This is a genomic window from Terribacillus saccharophilus, assembly GCF_046592595.1.
Lineage (GTDB): Bacteria > Bacillota > Bacilli > Bacillales > Amphibacillaceae > Terribacillus > Terribacillus saccharophilus_C.
The window spans coordinates 46,781-64,596 of sequence record NZ_JAWVPF010000003.1; the positions used below are offsets into that span (position 1 = coordinate 46,781).

Annotated in this window: 19 protein-coding genes and 6 tRNA genes; 4 read left to right on the forward strand and 21 right to left on the reverse strand. The window is 43.7% G+C overall.

Annotation, left to right across the window (positions count from 1 at the left end; translation table 11 throughout):
* Positions 1-74: 74 nt before the first annotated feature.
* On the forward strand, positions 75-902 hold the full coding sequence (locus SFC25_RS05190) for a hypothetical protein (RefSeq protein ID WP_411214261.1): 828 nt from the start codon (positions 75-77) through the stop codon (positions 900-902).
* Here SFC25_RS05190 and SFC25_RS05195 read toward each other — a convergent pair.
* The 4 genes from SFC25_RS05195 to rpmG form a co-directional block, all read right to left on the reverse strand.
* On the reverse strand, positions 896-2,434 hold the full coding sequence (locus SFC25_RS05195) for a rhomboid family intramembrane serine protease (RefSeq protein ID WP_411214262.1): 1,539 nt from the start codon (positions 2,432-2,434) through the stop codon (positions 896-898). The two genes, SFC25_RS05190 and SFC25_RS05195, sit on opposite strands and share 7 nt — an antisense overlap.
* 55 nt (positions 2,435-2,489) lie before the next feature.
* Positions 2,490-2,678 carry a hypothetical protein gene (locus SFC25_RS05200; protein ID WP_411214263.1) on the reverse strand — a complete coding sequence of 63 codons (189 nt, stop codon included), beginning with the start codon at positions 2,676-2,678 and terminating at the stop codon, positions 2,490-2,492.
* Positions 2,679-2,741: 63 nt separating this feature from the next.
* A complete protein-coding gene (locus SFC25_RS05205) occupies positions 2,742-3,299 on the reverse strand; it encodes a 5-formyltetrahydrofolate cyclo-ligase (RefSeq protein ID WP_411214264.1) in 558 nt (185 codons plus the stop codon).
* 66 nt (positions 3,300-3,365) lie between these two features.
* A complete protein-coding gene (gene rpmG, locus SFC25_RS05210; RefSeq protein WP_038561326.1) occupies positions 3,366-3,515 on the reverse strand; it encodes a 50S ribosomal protein L33 in 150 nt (49 codons plus the stop codon).
* A gap of 206 nt (positions 3,516-3,721) precedes the next feature.
* Here rpmG and SFC25_RS05215 point away from each other — a divergent pair, with 206 nt between their 5' ends.
* Positions 3,722-4,072 (forward strand): hypothetical protein, encoded by a 351-nt coding sequence (locus SFC25_RS05215; RefSeq protein WP_411214265.1) that lies wholly within the window; start codon positions 3,722-3,724, stop codon positions 4,070-4,072.
* Positions 4,069-4,530 (forward strand): endolytic transglycosylase MltG, encoded by a 462-nt coding sequence (locus SFC25_RS05220; RefSeq protein ID WP_411214266.1) that lies wholly within the window; start codon positions 4,069-4,071, stop codon positions 4,528-4,530. Before SFC25_RS05215 ends, SFC25_RS05220 begins: the two co-directional genes overlap by 4 nt.
* Positions 4,531-4,556: 26 nt before the next feature.
* Here the strand turns inward: SFC25_RS05220 and phoU are convergent, their stop codons facing one another.
* The 17 genes from phoU to SFC25_RS05305 form a co-directional block, all read right to left on the reverse strand.
* Positions 4,557-5,216, reverse strand: coding sequence for a phosphate signaling complex protein PhoU (gene phoU, locus SFC25_RS05225; RefSeq protein WP_411214267.1), 660 nt, complete (start codon positions 5,214-5,216; stop codon positions 4,557-4,559).
* Between the two features lie 21 nt (positions 5,217-5,237).
* Positions 5,238-6,014: a phosphate ABC transporter ATP-binding protein PstB gene (gene pstB / locus SFC25_RS05230; protein ID WP_411214588.1), complete on the reverse strand. Its 777-nt coding sequence runs from the start codon at positions 6,012-6,014 to the stop codon at positions 5,238-5,240.
* A 10-nt stretch (positions 6,015-6,024) separates the two neighbouring features.
* Positions 6,025-6,810, reverse strand: a complete 786-nt coding sequence (pstB, locus tag SFC25_RS05235; RefSeq protein WP_411214589.1) for a phosphate ABC transporter ATP-binding protein PstB — start codon at positions 6,808-6,810, stop codon at positions 6,025-6,027.
* Positions 6,811-6,878: 68 nt separating this feature from the next.
* A complete protein-coding gene (pstA, locus tag SFC25_RS05240; RefSeq protein WP_038561341.1) occupies positions 6,879-7,766 on the reverse strand; it encodes a phosphate ABC transporter permease PstA in 888 nt (295 codons plus the stop codon).
* Complete coding sequence (gene pstC / locus SFC25_RS05245) at positions 7,766-8,695, reverse strand: phosphate ABC transporter permease subunit PstC (RefSeq protein ID WP_411214268.1); 930 nt, start codon at positions 8,693-8,695, stop codon at positions 7,766-7,768. The genes pstA and pstC overlap by 1 nt, the downstream gene beginning before the upstream one ends.
* A gap of 133 nt (positions 8,696-8,828) precedes the next feature.
* Positions 8,829-9,755 (reverse strand): phosphate ABC transporter substrate-binding protein PstS family protein, encoded by a 927-nt coding sequence (locus SFC25_RS05250; RefSeq protein WP_411214269.1) that lies wholly within the window; start codon positions 9,753-9,755, stop codon positions 8,829-8,831.
* Between the two features lie 174 nt (positions 9,756-9,929).
* Positions 9,930-11,996: a peptidoglycan D,D-transpeptidase FtsI family protein gene (locus SFC25_RS05255; protein WP_411214270.1), complete on the reverse strand. Its 2,067-nt coding sequence runs from the start codon at positions 11,994-11,996 to the stop codon at positions 9,930-9,932.
* A 69-nt stretch (positions 11,997-12,065) separates the two neighbouring features.
* Positions 12,066-13,328 (reverse strand): MFS transporter, encoded by a 1,263-nt coding sequence (locus SFC25_RS05260; RefSeq protein WP_411214271.1) that lies wholly within the window; start codon positions 13,326-13,328, stop codon positions 12,066-12,068.
* Positions 13,329-13,427: 99 nt separating this feature from the next.
* Positions 13,428-14,039 (reverse strand): superoxide dismutase, encoded by a 612-nt coding sequence (locus SFC25_RS05265; RefSeq protein ID WP_411214272.1) that lies wholly within the window; start codon positions 14,037-14,039, stop codon positions 13,428-13,430.
* A gap of 173 nt (positions 14,040-14,212) precedes the next feature.
* Positions 14,213-14,285: transfer RNA gene (locus SFC25_RS05270), tRNA-Phe, on the reverse strand.
* 6 nt (positions 14,286-14,291) lie between these two features.
* Positions 14,292-14,384: transfer RNA gene (locus SFC25_RS05275), tRNA-Ser, on the reverse strand.
* Between the two features lie 27 nt (positions 14,385-14,411).
* Positions 14,412-14,488: transfer RNA gene (locus SFC25_RS05280), tRNA-Ile, on the reverse strand.
* Between the two features lie 15 nt (positions 14,489-14,503).
* A tRNA-His gene (locus SFC25_RS05285) sits at positions 14,504-14,576 on the reverse strand.
* Between the two features lie 21 nt (positions 14,577-14,597).
* Positions 14,598-14,674: transfer RNA gene (locus SFC25_RS05290), tRNA-Met, on the reverse strand.
* Between the two features lie 3 nt (positions 14,675-14,677).
* A tRNA-Asn gene (locus SFC25_RS05295) sits at positions 14,678-14,752 on the reverse strand.
* A gap of 202 nt (positions 14,753-14,954) precedes the next feature.
* Positions 14,955-16,577, reverse strand: a complete 1,623-nt coding sequence (locus SFC25_RS05300; protein WP_411214273.1) for a Na/Pi cotransporter family protein — start codon at positions 16,575-16,577, stop codon at positions 14,955-14,957.
* A gap of 110 nt (positions 16,578-16,687) precedes the next feature.
* Positions 16,688-17,323, reverse strand: coding sequence for an NfeD family protein (locus SFC25_RS05305; protein ID WP_411214274.1), 636 nt, complete (start codon positions 17,321-17,323; stop codon positions 16,688-16,690).
* A 122-nt stretch (positions 17,324-17,445) separates the two neighbouring features.
* On the opposite strand from SFC25_RS05305, the gene SFC25_RS05310 reads away from it, so the two are divergent.
* Entirely contained in the window at positions 17,446-17,790 is a 345-nt protein-coding gene (locus tag SFC25_RS05310) for a type IV pilus assembly protein FimV (RefSeq protein ID WP_411214275.1), read from the forward strand.
* Positions 17,791-17,816: the final 26 nt, after the last annotated feature.

The window sequence follows — 17,816 nt, forward strand, 5'->3', positions numbered from 1 at the left end:
CCCCTCTTTCATAACATTGTGGTCTATTACATAGTATCAATAAGCGAGAGTTTGTCCAATAAGGAGGAAAACAAATGCGAAAAGGCCTTATACTTGGCTGCGTCTTTTTTTTCATCGTCTTATGCGCCACCTATATTATTCGCATGCAGCAGCCACAGCCTGTGATTCAGCATTTTCCACTTGATAGCTCTGCCGCTTTCACCGACACCGCCACCTCGATGAAAAAAGTTGATTTCCGGCGCATTCATTGGCGTCTGACAAGTACACTCGACACGGAAGCTTACTTACGGCAGGATATAGGGCTATTATACGAAAATGGCAAATTGGTTGGAGTGATGAATAAATGGCTGCATCCTGCAAGCCGTCTTATACAGGAAAAAACACATATCCTGCGGCCGAATAAGCAGCTTGATGCGGTTTCATTTCATTTTGCTGAACTTCATAAGGATCACATCACCAGTACATTCAAAATGACAGGTGTTCGGTCCTACACGTCTGATACGTACGAACTTTTTTCCTTTCCCAAAAATGAAAAAGAGATGCAGTCCCGGCAGATAGCCAAAACAGAGACAAGCCGGACACTGCAGCAAGTCTGGACCGACGCGAAACGGCAATTAGCTATCCCTGACGGTCAGTATACAGAAATACCGCTCAATTCCCTTCCGACTGCTGACCTATCGACTATTCCAGGTCTAACAGAAGATAAAAAAAGTCAGGAAATCATCAGCCGGCTGTGGGAAGGACTGTATCGAAATTATATATTGCCGATTGGTCCTGCAGTGGAAAAAGGCACAGTATCCACGTACATCCCGCTTTTACTGTTTGACAAATCCGGAAAGCATCTACGTGTCCTCTATCAGGATGAGACGGGTCAGCATAGGGAACTGCTGCAATATTATTGAGAAAGTTCCTGCTGAAGCTGTTCGTATTGACTTTCATCAGGTTTAAGCTCTACGGCTTTCTTAGCATGCTCCAATGCTTCTTTTTCCTTTCCTTCCGTCTGCAGAACAAGTGCCAAATTATAGTGGGCAGCGTGATCCTCCGGCGTCAGTTCCACCAGCCGCTCATAGTCCTGTGCACTTTTTTCACTATCGCCAGTCTTGAAGTAAGCCAAACCACGATTAAATAGGAGCATCGGTTCATAAACAGAATCCGGTTCATCCAAAGCTAACGTTGCATTTGAAATGACAGCAGAATAATCATTCTGTTGAACGGCATCTTCCACTTTAAGAACCTGGCGCAGTGTATCATTAACTGGCCCAGTCAAGCCATACCAGATGAGACCCGTGATAAGTGCGATTGATAACAGGGTACCGCTGAGCCGCGCTCCTGTATTTCTCTTGCCTGGCAAGCCGACAAGCAGGGCACTGGCAAAGCCTCCTGCCAAGCCGCCCAGATGCGCAAATACATCTATCACATGACTAGCAGAGAAACTGATCACCAAGTTAATAAGTAAAATGACGATCAAACCGTTACCGATCGTACGCCAAAACAGCTTCGGATAAACAACACCAAAATAAATCAGCGCTCCGAACATACCGAAAATCGCACCAGATGCACCGGCACTAAGATTTTCCGAGAAAGCAAAGCTTGCCAGTCCGCCTACGATTCCCCCTAAAATATAGATGAAGAAGAAACGGCGATGACCAAATATCTGCTCCGTCAATGTACCGAGATAATACAATGACAGCATATTTGTCAAAAGATGCAGCGCCCCGATATGTAAGAACATCGAGGAAACGATTCTCCACCATTCATTCTCTGCCAGAATCAATGGATTGTACTTCGCTCCAAGCTCAATGAGCACAGCAGTATTAGTCGAGCCGCCAAACAATGTTTCAAGAAAGAACATCAAGACACAGATTCCAATAAGAATGTAGACCAGCAGCGGTTTTTTACGATGGAAAACCGCTTGATCTGCTTGCTGCTGCTGGGTTAGCAAGCTTCGGAGTCTGCTCTTTTCCATCTCCAGCTCCTGTTCATCTTCACCCGCTGAAGTCAACATAAACTTGTCATCCAGCTTCAAGTGACGGAATAGCTTCTCCGATTCCTTTTCATAAGAGCCGCCATCCAGATAATAAAGCTGCATTGGAATAGGTCGCTTACTTTTGATGATCATTGGTTTCTTCAGCTTCGACCAATTGTCAGCTGGTTCCTGTTCTCCGAAATAGACATTATAGATGCGTGTCTTTTTCGGAAGTATTCCTTTACTCATATTTTGTATTTGATTAGCTGTTTTTAAAATATCCTGCTTTAAATGATTAGCCCAAGTAAACGTTTTATAATTAAGTTTCACAACATGAGTGATACCATTTTGCTTCTTCTCGAGCCAACTAACTCGCAAGTTTTCTTCAGCCCTCACGAATGTAAAACCATGCACGGCTAACAAACGATTGATCATCCTATAATAGGCCGTCTCTTCGTTGTAGGTCATACCTCTCCCCCTCTTGCCTACAGTGTATCAAAAAAGTCATGGAAAAACGCCCAGTTTACACTGAGCGCTTAAATAAAATCGGCAGCATCCGGGAACGCAGGGGCTCAAATCCCATTGAAAGCCGAATAAGACCTTTACGAAGAACCGTTACGGCTAAAAGTGCATTCAGCACCCGATACCGCTCCCGTATCAAAAATACAATACTTGCTGCTAACGTTAACGTTGTGATGAGGGATTTCCACATCGGCACCCTTCCTTTCCTCCGGGATAAGCCTAGTTTAACCCGAAGCCGAATGTTCCTATTCGATTAAAACAGAAAACCATCATCTGTCAGAAGATGATCAACTGGAAGATCTAATGGGTCCACTGGTAACGACTGCTTGATCTGCTGTCTGCCAGCTAAGGACAATGTTTTATTATGAAAAACGGATAAATAGCGATCATAGTAGCCCCCGCCATATCCAATACGGTAACCTGACATATCAAAAACAAGGCCAGGAACAATAAGAAGCTCAATTTCATCCTTTGAGGCGGGTTCGCAGCGATCTGCAATCGGTTCTTTGATGCGGAAAGCTCCGTCCGATAATTGATTATAACTTTCGATGTAGTAAAACTGCATAGCCCGGTTCGCGATTGTGCGCGGGACACATATTCTTTTTTGCTCAAGCCATGCTTGCTGGATTATTTTAGTTGTATCCCACTCATGCGGAAGAGCCATCGTAAGACCGATGCTGTTTGCATCTTTCCAAAGGGAGGAAGCAAAGAGATGCTCTGCCAGCCGATGCTCGATATACAGTTTATCCGTTTCCGTCATTTCTTTCAGCAAACGAAGCCCTTCCTGTCGTAGTTTTTCTTTTTCTTCCATCTGCCGCCCTGCCTCCTCCTTATGTAAAAAAACTCCCGCCAATATGGGGGAGTTTTTTGGTCGAACTTATTTTGTTTCGCGGTGCAGCGTATACTTTTTCAAGCGTGGGCTATATTTTCTAAGCTCCATACGTTCTGGGTGTTTACGCTTATTTTTTGTTGTAATGTAGTTACGATCTCCTGTTTCTGTGCAGGCGAGAGTAATGTTTACACGCATGTATAATCCCTCCCAACAATCTTAAATAAGTGTATGAAAACTTAACGATCTTCAGACCATCTAATAATAGCAGAATAATGTTAGGTAATCAACCATAAACGCTAAACTATTTCAGGAGAAAAGTGAAAATTGTCGAAAACAATATACCCGACAGCTGCCTGGTATGGTATAACTAAGTTAGCAATAAGTAGGAGGTTTATACTATCATGTTAATTGCTGCTATCGCTTTTCTTGCAGCCGGAATCATATTATGGATTTTCTCGTTCTTCATGCAAGATAAATTTAAACAAATGGATCAACAAATTGAACAATTGACCCTTTCAACTATGCAGGAGACATATACGTTGAATAAGAAAGTCAAGATTCTTGAAGAAGAGCTGCTCCCAACTGTACAGCATGAGCAAAAAACGAATAACCTATCCCAAAAACCAGCTATCTTCCAGCAAATAATTAAGCTTCAACAGCAGGGTTATAGCATCAAGGAGATTTCCAAGCAAACAAGTTTAGCTGAGGACGATGTATACCGCATTGCTAAACAGGCAGGAGTTCAGCTATGAAGCAAGTCATCCAAGGTTTTGCAACGGCCCTCCTGTTAGCTGGTGCTTGCATGTTGGCCTTTCATTTCACAGGAACTCCAAAAGCAGAAAAAACAGAAACAGCATCTGCTGCAGTTGAAACTGAGAAACCAAGTATCAATGAAATGAAAAAAGAGCTTGAAGAAAACGACTTTTACGTGCTGTCTAATCAAGACTATGACAAGCTAAAAGAGTCACAAAAGAAGGCTCCAGAAAAACCCGAAAAAGAGGAGCCTAAAACATATACTCTTAAGCTGGAGTCCGGCATGAACAGCGAAGATGTGGCATCTGCACTAGAGAAAGCAGACATTATCGAGGATGCATCCGCATTCCGAACATATCTGGACATTACAGAAGCAAGTGAATCACTCCAAGTCGGTACTTATCATGTGAGTTCGGATATGGAATACAAAGACATTTCTAAATTGATGACAAAATAAAAAGCAGCGGCATATACCGCTGCTTTTTATTTGTTTAGATCGACTGCTGTTCCTTTTACAAGGTAAAGGATACTTTCTCCGATATTTGTGATATGATCTCCTACGCGTTCGACAAAGCGACCGACAAAAACAAGCTGCATCGTCTGTTGATGCTTGCCTGACTGTGCCTTCCGCTCATCCAGCATGTCACGGAACAGTTCTCCGTACATACTATCAACCACATTATCCAAATCAGCCAGTTTTTTGGCTTTTGTAATATCTTCTTCTTCAAAGGCTTGAACAGCACTATGAATCATTTTGCTGACAACTTCCTGCATATCACGGATAGCTGGCGGAATGTCATACGGACTTAACACATTCAATCGGTTTACGCTTTTCGCGATATTTTTAGCATGGTCACCCATTCGCTCCAAGTCGGAGGATACACGAAGGAAAGCGACCAAGCGTCGCAAATCCGTTGCAACAGGCTGCTGCATTGCAATTAACTGAATCGTTGCCTCATTTATTTCCTGATCACGTTCATTCAACATATCGTCATTTTCAATTACCTTATAAGCAAGATCACTGTCTCGCTCATATAATGCGTCGATAGCCTGCTTTAAAGCTGTGTCTACTTCATATGCAAAAGAAATGATTGATCTTTGAATTGCTTCCAAATCTGCTGAAAATTGCTCTCTCGCTACCATACATTCTCCTCCAATACGTAATTAACCGAAACGGCCGCTAATATAATCTTCTGTCCGTTTATCTTCCGGGTTAGAGAATATCTTACCCGTTTCTGCGGACTCCACAACACGGCCATGCAGGAAGAAGGCTGTCTTATCTGAAATACGGGAAGCCTGCTGCATATTGTGTGTCACGATGACGATGCAATATTTCTTCTTAAGCTCCGTCATCAGCTCTTCGATTTTCAATGTGGAAATCGGATCCAATGCAGATGTTGGTTCATCCATCAAGACGACATCTGGTTTTGTCGCAAGTGCGCGCGCAATACACAAACGCTGCTGCTGACCGCCGGAAAGTCCCATTGCAGAAGACTTCAGACGATCTTTCACTTCATCCCAAAGCGCAACATCTTTCAAAGTTGTTTCCACTATTTCGTCCAATTCACTTTTTTTCTTCACACCATGAATCTTAGGTCCGTATACGATGTTATCGTAAATTGACTGCGGGAAAGGGTTACCTTTTTGGAAAATCATCCCCACTTTACGACGCAAATCAACCAAGTCAACTCTGGAATCAAGAATGTTCTTGTTTTTATAATTGATTTCACCAGTCATTCGAACACCTGGCTCCATATTAATCATTAGATTAAGTGTTTTGATGAAAGTGGATTTACCACAGCCAGAAGGGCCGATAATAGCATAAATCTCGTTATTCAATGCTTCCAGGCTAACATCTTTCAGCGCGTGGAAGTCGTCATACCATAGGTTCAGATCATTTACTTGGAAAATTGTCTCTTTCGCTGCTGCTACTTGCATGATGTTGTGCCTCCTACCCGAATCTACCGGAAATATATTCTTCTGTTTTCGTTTCAGAAGGATTGGTGAAGATTTTCTTCGTATCATCGTATTCCACGACATCCCCACTTAAGAAGAAGGCGGTCTTATCGGAAACACGGGATGCCTGTGACATGTTGTGTGTAACGATAACGATGCTATAATCTTCTTTCAGCTGGAGTATAAGTTCCTCAATCTTGGAATTGGATACTGGGTCGAGCGCTGATGCCGGTTCGTCTAATAGAAGGATCTGCGGTTCCATTGCCAACGTACGTGCGATACATAGACGCTGCTGCTGGCCACCGGATAATGACAAAGCAGATTGATGCAGACGATCCTTAACTTCATCCCATAGTGCAGCCTTACGCAAGCTTTCTTCGACGATTTCGTCAAGGACCTTCTTATTTTTCTGACCATTGTATTTCAATGCATGTGTAATATTGTTGTAGATGGATTTAGGGAATGGGTTCGGTTTTTGGAACACCATTCCGATTTCGGAACGCAATGCAACTACATTAATATCATCACGAAGGATATTTATTCCTTCATAAATGATTTCACCTTCTGCACGACTGGAAGGGATCAAATCATTCATCCGATTAATGGAACGGATGAAAGTAGATTTTCCGCATCCGGAAGGACCGATCAGTGCTGTTACTGCGTTCTTCTCAATACCCATATTAGCCCGTTTCACCGCTTCATTATTACCATAAAAAATACTGAGATCCTTTACATCCAGCACAACTTCTTTCTTGGAAGCTGTCGTATTGGATGCAGCCATTGAATCTTCTGTTTTCGTTTCTGCCGGTTTTTCTGCTGTATAGTTCATGTCACGAACTCCTCTCTTCATCATTTACCTGCTGTTAGTTTCTTATGAATGACACTGCCCAACCATCTAGCGAGGAGATTGAACACTAGTACAGCAATGACTAGAACCGCTGAAGCACCATTGGCTACTTCACGTACATCTGGGATAAGCCCTTGTGTATTAACAGACCAGATGTGAACCGCAAGTGTTTCAGCTGGACGGAATATGTTCAGCGGAGAATTTTCTGCGAATGGATTCCAGTTTCCATAATCAAGAGTCGGTGTCGAAAGGCCTGCTGTATAAAGCAGGGCCGCTGCTTCCCCGAACACACGGCCGGAAGCTAAAATTGCACCTGTAAGAATACCAGGGAAGGCATATGGAAGTATGACTGTCTTAATTGTATGCCATCTTGTAATTCCTAAAGCCAAACTTGCTTCTTTTTGTTCCTTTGGCACGCTGCGGATTGCGTCTTCTGTTACACGCACCATTACAGGAATGTTGAAGATAGTAAGTGCCAAGGCACCACCGATGATGGTGTAACCCCAGCCTGTAATGTTAACGAAAATCAAAAGACCAAATAATCCAACAACGATAGATGGCAAGGAAGCCAGCATCTCGATACACGTACGAATAAAATTTGTAATTTTACCCGGTTTAGCGTATTCTGCCATGTAAATCCCGCCACATACACCAAGTGGCACTGTGATAATCATCGTGATAAACAGGATATACAAGGAGTTGAACAGCTGATCACGAATTCCACCTCCAGCTTGATAGGAGCTGGAAGGAGACGTTAAGAAATCCCATGTTACCTGAGGCAACCCATTGGATAAGATGAAATAGAATAGGTAAAGCAGCAATGCAACCATGATTGCTGCAATCGTGTAAAATACACCTGTTGCGATACGATCTGTGATTCGGCTGTTCATTAGATTTTCCTCCTACCGGACAAGTAACGGACAATAAAGATGAATACGAAAGAAATGATGAGCAGGATGAGACCCATTGACCAAAGTGTATTGTTCTCGATGCTGCCATATGTCGTATGTCCGATATTCAACGTAACAATTGTAGTCAATGTTCCAGCTGTGTCAAAAATGCTGCCAGGGATATCTCGTGTATTACCGATAACCATCTGCACAGCAAGTGCTTCTCCGAATGCGCGTGCCATTCCCAATACAATAGCTGTAAGTAAGGAAGGCAATGCAGCCGGAATCAATACTTTGCGAATTGTCTGCCAGCGTGTCGCACCTAATGCGAGCGAACCTTGCCGCAAGCTATTTGGCAATGAGCGCATGGCATCTGTTGCTATAGTAGTAACCGTAGGGAGAATCATAACAGTCAGGACAATAACACCTGCAAACAAACTAAAACCGATACCAGGAAAATGATCTCTTAATAATGGCACAAGAACGACGAGTCCGATGAAACCATATACAACAGATGGTATACCTACCAATAGTTCAATAACTGGCTGCAGTACTTTTTTACCGAATTTCGGTGCGATTTCCGACATGAATATCGCGGCACCAATACCAAGCGGTGCTGCAATCAATGCAGATAGGAAAGTTACTGCCAATGAGCCGAAAATAAAAGGAAAGATACCAAAGGAAGCATTTTCGCCGCCTGTAGGGTTCCAGTTCGTGCTAGTTAAATATGCAATTGGATTAATATTGTTTACAGTAAATGACTGCAGCCCTTTTTGAGCAAGGAATACAGTTACAGCGATGGTCGCTGCAATCATAATAACTGCACATATAGTAACGAGGGAACGTCCGCGTACTTCGTCCCATCTTCTGTTTTTCTTAGTCAGGATCAGCCTTTCTTCGGCTGATGGAGATACTGATGCTTTTGCCAACTTGTACAACTCCTCATAAAAACAGCGGAAAGGAACACCCTGAAAAATGGCCTCCCGCTGTCTGTGATAGCTAATTTATAACCACAGTAAGGTAAATGCAGCATGACACTGCATCTACCTTATGTTTTAGATATTATTTTTCAGTAAGGTTGCCTTCTGCGTCGCGCTCAACCTGCATATCAGTCATTGGAACGTAACCTTGTTCAGGTACGATTGTAGTTTGAACTTCGTCGCTTAGCATGTAATCCAGGAATTCTTTCGCTAGGCCTTCAGGCTCTCCGTTTGTGTAAGAGTGCTGGTAAGCCCAGATTGGGAATTCGCCAGATCCGATTGTTTCATTTGTTGCTTCAACACCATCGATTTTTGCTTTTACGATACTTTCATCATCGAAGTAAGATAGTGCCAAGTAACCAATCGCTCCGTCTGTATCAGCAACGATTTGCTTAACAGTGTTGGAGGAATCCTCTGTAATACCTTCAGCCGGCGTTTCGCCATCAAGTGCGTATTTTACGAAAGTATCACGTGTACCTGAAGAATCAGGACGGTTAACAAGTGTGATTTCTTGATCTTCTCCGCCTACTTCAGACCAGTTCGTCACTTTACCAGTGAAGATATCGATTAGCTGTTGTTTAGTAAGATCATCTACACCCGCGTTAGGGTTGATAGCTGCAGTCATACCAACAACTGCTACTTGATGATCAACAAGAGTTCCAGCATCAATGCCTTCTTTCTCTTCAGCGAATACGTCAGAGTTACCGATGTCGATAGAACCTTCCTGAACTTGGCTTAGTCCAGCACCTGAACCACCTGCTTGAACCTGAATATCTGCATCAGCATTTTCACCTTTGTACTGTTCAGCTGCTGCTGCTACTAGAGGCTGCATTGCACTCGAACCTGCTACAACGATGGAAGTTTCAGAAGCTTCTCCACCGCCGCTGTTGCTGTTCCCGCTTGTGTCTCCTTCTGATTCGGTGCCGCCAGCGTTACCGCCACATGCTGCAAGTACACCGATGACTAGTGCGAACATTGCAAGCAATACAGATAGTTTCATCTTCTTCATGTTTAATTTTCCCCCTACGTGATTCGATTAGTTCATTTGCCTTACAAGTACAATGTTAACTTGTCTTCGTTAAGGAAAAATAAACAGAATGTAAAGGTTGTGTAAATTCAAGTATTAATTTGTTGAAAAAAAAAGAATCACCCCGTTTATTGGGGTGATTCTCTGGGTATACTATTATTCGTTTTTGTCTTCGTCTTCTGGAGCTGTATGCTCATAATAGTATTCTAGTGCACGGTTCACAATGTTATACGTGATAGGATACTGCGTTCCGCCGCTTATGATACCTAAGTTCGGCACCATGACAGCAAATGCGATATCCGGATTTTCGTCATCGGCATAGCCAATCAAAGTCCAGTTCTCAAGCTTTGTTTGACCAATTTGAGTTTGTGCTGTTCCTGTTTTGCCAGCAATGTTGTAAGTTTTCGCTTTTGCACTCAAGTGGCTGTATGCAGTTCCCTTTTGTGTTTGGAATACCATTTCAAAGCCTTGTTTAACACGATTTATCTGTTCGTCCGTTGCAGTAATCTTATTTAGTACTTCTGGAGACTTTGTTTCCGCAAGCGGTCCAAGCTTATCCTTCTCATTCGATGGTTCATGGATTTCACTTACAAAATGCGGTTTTATCCGATATCCTCCATTTGCAATGGTAGATACGTATTGAGCCAGCTGCATCGTCGTATATGTGTCGAACTGCCCAATTGAGAAGTCAAGCAGGTTACCTGCCTGTCCGGTAGTTCCAATATAACCTACAGACTCCGATGGTAAATCCACTCCTGTTTCTACACCTAAGCCAACTTGATTATAATAATTACGCAGTTTCCGGAATGCATCTTGATCGAATGAGACACTTTCCCCATTTTTTTGATCGTACTCACCACCAATGCGCAAAGCTACATTAAACATGTATACGTTGGATGACATTTGCAATGCCTGCAAATCGTTTATCCAGCCCATATTCTTATATGAAGATTTCTCAGGGGTATCTTTGATTTTCATAGGAGTATCAAAGAATTGTTGCCCCATTTTAACAACATCCTCTTGGTACCCAGCAAGCAATGTCGCTCCCTTAACGGTGGAGCCGACGGCATTAGCGCTGAAAACTGTATTCATATCCGCCGATTCATACTTATTATCTTCCCGGTCATAATGCTGTCCGCTGGCTGCGTAGATTTCACCAGTGTTCGGATTAAGCATGACTGCCATTGCATCTTCCAAGTAGCGGTTTGCACCTGGATGCTTATTGATGGCACTTTTCAGTTCATCACGCACGATTTTGTCCAGTTCTTTCTGGAAGTCCATATTGATGGACAATTGAAGGTCCTGGCCGCGCTGTCCTTCAGAGATTACCTCCTGGGACACGATGTTGTTGCTGTTATCCGTTACGTAGCGGACGCGTTTCTTGTCACCTTTCAGAAGGCTTTCGTATTCCTTCTCAAGTCCGCTCGTACCAATCCGGTCATTAAGCTGGTAATTGCGTGACTTGTAATAATCCTCTTCTCCTTCTGGGATACCGGTCTTGATCCCGCCAAGGATACCGCTTAGGGAACCATCATACGGATAATAACGCTCCCAATCGGTCGCAACATTGATGCCGGACAATTCGCCCATATTTTCCGCAATCGTCGCATATTCCTCTTCGGTGACATTTTTATTTTTTATTACATGCGGCACAAGCTCTGTAGCGCTGTCGATTTCACGTTTGATAGCGATAATTTGTTTGGCATGATCATCACTCTCAAGTTCCTTATAGTCATCCTCCGTTATCCGATCTAAAGTAAGATCGTAAACTTCTGAGTCATCAAGGGTCTCTTTTTCTGAAGCAGTGATCCTGCCGTTTGCTTCGTCTGAGTTCATTACATACCAATACTCTTTGTACTCACGCTCGGTTATTTTATCGATTGCCTTATCATCCATCTTGATGATATCCGCAAGCTTAGTGGCAATCTCCAAACGTTTTTCCGAGGAGTCACCGTTTTTAGGCGGAGTATATGTGATGGAATAGATTGGCTCATTCCCGACAATCACATTTCCTTCACTATCATAAATCATCCCGCGCGGAACAGAAATTTCTGCGATATCATTTGTCGTCTCTTCCAGTACTGCCTGGTGTTCTTCGCCATTGATGATCTGCACTACTCCAAGCTGCAGGACCAAGGCAGAGAACAGCAGGAAAACAATCGCAAACAAGACATTGAGACGGAAAGGAAGCAGTGCACGCTTCTTCTTCCTTTTTTTAGACATAATGTTCCCCCATTCTTACATACTGGTCCCATTATATCATCATACACGGTCCGCTTCTACTATAGACTGTCAGCGATTGTCGTCTCCTGCGATTTCATTTTTCGGAAGCTTCTTAACTGAAGCAGCTGGTGCGAAGCTTGTGATATGTCTGGTGAAGAAATAGATGAAAAATGGACCCGTTCCAAGGATAAACATCAGATACGGAATGGAGGCGTCCGCCCATATACCGACTCCGATAAGCAATAGTACAACAGATACAATCCTTCCTATATTTGTAGCTGCATCGCTCAGGACGATATATTCCACACGAAGCTTCGCAGCATCCCTTGCCTTGCCGATCACATCATAGGAAAGGGACAAATAAGGAACATAAAGGATTGGATAAAAGACCCCGATTATAGCAGCATAAATCAGCAAAGTAGAAAAATTGAGCTCGATCAAAAGCAGCACCACACTTAAGGATAGTGCCACACCGCTAAGAAAGATTGCCTTCTTTCGCTGGCGGCTTTTAATAAAACGGGTCGCTATATAATAGAAGATAAACGAGCAAGCGGAATAGACGAGATTAAACGTACCAAGCGAAAGCTCACTATTCGTTACGATAAAGACCCAGACAGATATGATGAAGGTGTAGATACCTTCCCTCACACCTTGGAACACATGCGCAAGCACTGTATTGCGCCATGCCTTATCGTGTTTCACTTCCTTCCAAGCCTGCATCAGTCCAAATTTCCCTTCTGCCCCTCTTCTTTTGATGCCTGCTGTACAGATGACAGCCAAAAGGAACAAAAAGAATGATACCGCGAAAATCAGTGTATAGCCATGAGAATTGTTCATTCTGGTTATGATATATCCGGCGACAAACGGACCAATCATACCTGTCAACGATTGCAAAAGGCCGGATACTCCATTGAAAAAGTCTCTTGTTTCTGGTTCGGTCACTTCAAATGTAAGTACAGAATAAGCCAGCCAGTACATTCCATAGCCTATTCCAAGAACTGCTCCAAGCAGCAGGTTGTAAGAAGCTGCTTTTTCCCCCGTGAATAAGACAAGAAGGAAAAACACACTCAGGAAAAATACGCCGATGCGAAGTATGATGACTCGATCGATTCGTTTTGCCCAGCTTCCAGACAACGTGAAGAGAATTGTTTGAGCAACGTAAATAGCTAAATTGTAGATCGCGATATTGATCAGATCATTCGTCTGTTTCCATAAGTAAATATTGACAAACGTATTCGACAGAAAGATACCGAGGGAGTAAAGGGCCCCGATAATAAGCAGCACATGCAGCTCTTTCCTGGCAGAATCCGCGGTAAATAAGTTCGGCTTCATAATGCCATCTCCTTTTACTGCTACTTAGTATCTGCCAACCGAAAAGAGATATGCAAAAAAAAGGCACCAGCTGAAAGCTGGTGCCTTTTATATACTGTCTTATTTTGCTTCTCTGTAAAGACGTTCTACTTCATCCCAGTTTACAACGTTCCAGAAAGCACTGATGTAATCAGGACGTTTGTTTTGGTATTTCAAGTAGTACGCGTGCTCCCAAACATCAAGGCCAAGAATTGGTGTCTTGCCTTCCATGACAGGGTTGTCTTGGTTTGGAGTGGATACGATATCAACTTCACCGTTCTCTACGATCAGCCAAGCCCAGCCAGAACCGAAACGGCCTGCTGCTGCAGCTGCGAATTCTTCTTTGAATTTATCTAGTGTACCGTATTTGTTAGCAATGGCACTAGCTACTTCGCCAGTTGGCTCACCGCCGCCATTCGGAGAAAGAAGCTTCCAGAATAGGCTGTGGTTGTAGTGACCGCCGCCATTGTTGCGTACAGCTGTCTGTACGTCAGAAGGAAGTTCGTTTACACCTGCAACAAGCTCTTCAAGGGATTTGCCTTCTAAGTCAGCTTTTCCTGCGATTGCGTCGTTTAGCTTAGTCACATATGTGTTGTGATGTTTTGTGTGGTGGATGTTCATTGTTTCCTTATCGATATGAGGCTCAAGTGCATCGTATGCGTAAGGCAATTCTGGTAGTTCAAATTTAGCCATGATTATTTCCTCCTTAAATGATATGTAATTAGAAAGGTGGTTACCTTTTCGTAAAGCGTACCAAAGCTTGTCTGAAACGGCAAGCATTTTGCTTTAAGACTTGTATATTCTTCCCAGCCTATTGTTTTTAACACATTAAAAAACAGCCGTTCATCTGAACAGCTGCTTAGGAGTGGCTCGGGACGGAATCGAACCGCCGACACACGGATTTTCAGTCCGTTGCTCTACCGACTGAGCTACCGAGCCAAGATATGGCGGAGGAAGAGGGATTCGACCCCCCGCGAGCCGTTAAGCCCCTGTCGGTTTTCAAGACCGATCCCTTCAGCCAAACTTGGGTATTCCTCCGCGATGTATCATATGAAATTCTTCAAATGGTGGACCCTGCAGGACTCGAACCTGCGACCGATCGGTTATGAGCCGATAGCTCTAACCAACTGAGCTAAGGGTCCGGTATTTGTATAAAGGGCGATTGATGGGAATCGAACCCACGAATGCCGGAGCCACAATCCGGTGCGTTAACCACTTCGCCACAACCGCCATGGCTTAAATGAACTAATTTGGTAGCGGCGGAGGGGATCGAACCCCCGACCTCACGGGTATGAACCGTACGCTCTAGCCAGCTGAGCTACACCGCCATATGGCTCCACAGGCAGGATTCGAACCTGCGACCGATCGGTTAACAGCCGATAGCTCTACCACTGAGCTACTGTGGAATAATGTGATAAGTTATGTATCCGCAACTACGTTATGTATTAGCGACGTTATATAATTTATCATGCATTTAAACTCTTGTCAATCACTTTTTCATAATTTTTTATTATGTTTTTTTATTCTTGTTAACTGACAGGAATACTATAGCATGTCTGTTTACATTAATGCAAGCAAAAAATAAAGACAGGAGATTATTTCTCCTGTCTACTCACCCAAAATCAACTGTGCAATATTCACGGCGTGATCGCCGATCCGCTCGAGATTGCTGATGATATCTACGAAAACTATTCCGGCAGAGCCGGCACATTTCCCTTCATTCAGACGAATAAGATGTGACTTTCGGTAAGCGCGTTCCATCTTATCGATTTTATCTTCCTTCTGGAGGACCGCCAATGCTGTTTCCCTATCCTGCTTGTCCAATGCCTCCAGGGCTTGTTTCACCGTCATGATTGTCAAATCAAACATACTGTTAAGTTCCTGCTGCGCTTCCCTCGTCAGCTTGATGTTGCTCGAAATCTGAAAGTCGACAAACTCGACAACATTCTCGAAATGGTCACCGATCCGCTCGATATCCCGGATCGCATCCAAAAGAGCTGCATGCATGATACTTTCTTCTTCGGATAACGTATTAGTAGAAATCTTGGAAAGGTAATCGGTGATCTCCCTATCCTTTCGATTCACTTCCTTCTCCAGCTGCATAGCCAAATCAGCAAATTGCCTTTCATGGTTGTTGGCATATGTACTAGCTTGTTCCAATCCATCTACCGCAAGCCTTCCCATATGCAGCACCTCCAGCTTCGCTTGCTCCAAGGCAAGAACCGGGGACTGCTGGATGAACAACGGATCGAGATGGTTGGTCAACGCCATAGGCTTTTCTTCTTCGCCGGGGATTATTTTGGTGATAAGCCATACAAATGAACCGAGGAACGGGAGCAAAAGCAATGTGCTTGCAACGTTATAGAATCCATGCGCGCTCGCGATTGTCAACTTATCATTCAGTTCGAATGCCTGCTGCATCCACGCTACAATATCGACAAATAAAGGCAAAATCAAGAGAAAAATAACCATACCAATGGCATTGAACATAACATGACTGAGCGCAGCCCGTTTTGCCTGAACTGTGGCACCAATCGCTGCAAGCATAGCCGTTAGAGTCGTCCCCAGATTATCTCCGAGGAGAACAGGCATAGCTCCCTTCAAATCGATTCCATTCTGTGCATAAAGCTCCTGCAGGATCGCAACTGTTGCGCCACTGCTTTGCACTACAATGGTTGTGAATGTCCCGATCGCGACTCCGGTTATCGGATTTGAGTGCATACTTGCAGCTAACGACTGGAATGCTTCCATATCCAGAACAGGATGCAGGCCCTCGCCTATCAAAGTCAGTCCGTAGAATATACCCCCGGCTCCAAATAACACTTTCCCAATTTGCTGGGTACGCTGATTGACAAAGAAATAAATCATGAACGCTCCAAGCGCCATGATCGGCAGGCCGAATTTAATCAAATCGATTCCGATAAAAAACGCCGTCAAAGTCGTTCCGATATTCGCTCCCATCAGGACAGAAACAGCCTGTCTCAATGTGAGATAACCGGCGTTGACCAGCCCGACAACAAGTATGCTAGTTGCAGTGCTGCTTTGGATAAGAACTGTCACGACAAGACCTGACAGCACGCCCACAAGCGGATGGACAGTAAATCTGTGCATGGCTAGCTGCAGCTGTTTGCCATAAGCCCGCTGCAGCCCATCCCCAAGATAACGGATAGAAAAAAGGAACAAGCCCAAACCGCCGATAAATTCAAAGATGATAAATTCCCAATTAGACAAAGCAAGCCTTCCTTCCCTTCACATTGTTTCCTAATCAATTATTGAATTTGTCAGAAGGCTTGTAAAGGTCTTGTATGGAAATTTACAATTTATTTAGCTCTTTTTGTAAATTATTTCGTATCATCTTCTACTTTCTCTACCATGATTCTCGCTCCGCTCACATTTGTTACTTTGATTCTGCTTCCTCTATCAAGCCACTTTCCATCCGTGACAGCACTAAACTCCCGGCCGTCCACACGCACTGTGCCTGATGGGCGCATCGGGGTTATCGCTTCTCCCTCTTGTCCTACAAGGGCAGCGTACGTCTCATTCATCGAGTTATATCCTTTTTCGGAACTCAGTGTATCAAGCAAAGCTATTTTCCCCCACATATCCCGTTTTGGAAATGCTTTTAGGAAAACGAAAGAAGCCACTGCTCCGACTATGACTCCGATAATTGCATAGATACCAGCTGTCCAATTCGGAGCTGTGAATCCGACAGTTAAAAGCATGGTCAGTAATCCGATCACGCTGAGGGTGCCATCATTCAAAAGCTTTCCATCGATGACGATCAATAGCATCCCCACGAAATACAACGGAAGCATGTACCATATAGCAGAAGGATCCAGATAACTGATAAAAAATGTACTGATGAAGCCAGCCCCTAACAAGAAGAGGATTCCTTTTGTTTTTACTAAAATCTCGCCTATAAGAAACATCGTCCCTAGTCCAGTCATGAAGACTGGCAGCCAATTATAATCCAGCATGCACATACTCCTTTCTCCTACTATTTATATACGAGTCAAAATGCTTTTTGTTTCATCATAAAGGTATTTTCCTTCCCATGCCTAATACTTAACTTACAAGAACGAAGAGCGGAGGAGAATCTATGTGGAAACGAATCGGTATTTTTTTGTTTTTCTGCGCGTTATTTATGAGTATATGGAAGGATCTGACGATAGGGAGCCCAGTTCCCGCCACACCTGCAGAAAGGAAAACGGAAGAATCGTCAGCAGATGAATCTGAGAAAATGACTCAAGAGACGTTTCAGCCTGTCCTCCTGCAGGTAAAACAAGGAGACACACTACTTTCTGTAGCAAATGAGTTGAACAATCATGACTTGCGCGTTACGATGGAACAGGTGATCGTGGATTTCGAGGAATTGAACCCCGGGAAGGATCCGTATGCACTGGATGCAGGATCAGCTTATTATTTCCCCCATTATCCTAGATGAAGATTTTATTAAAGTTGAGCCTAGTT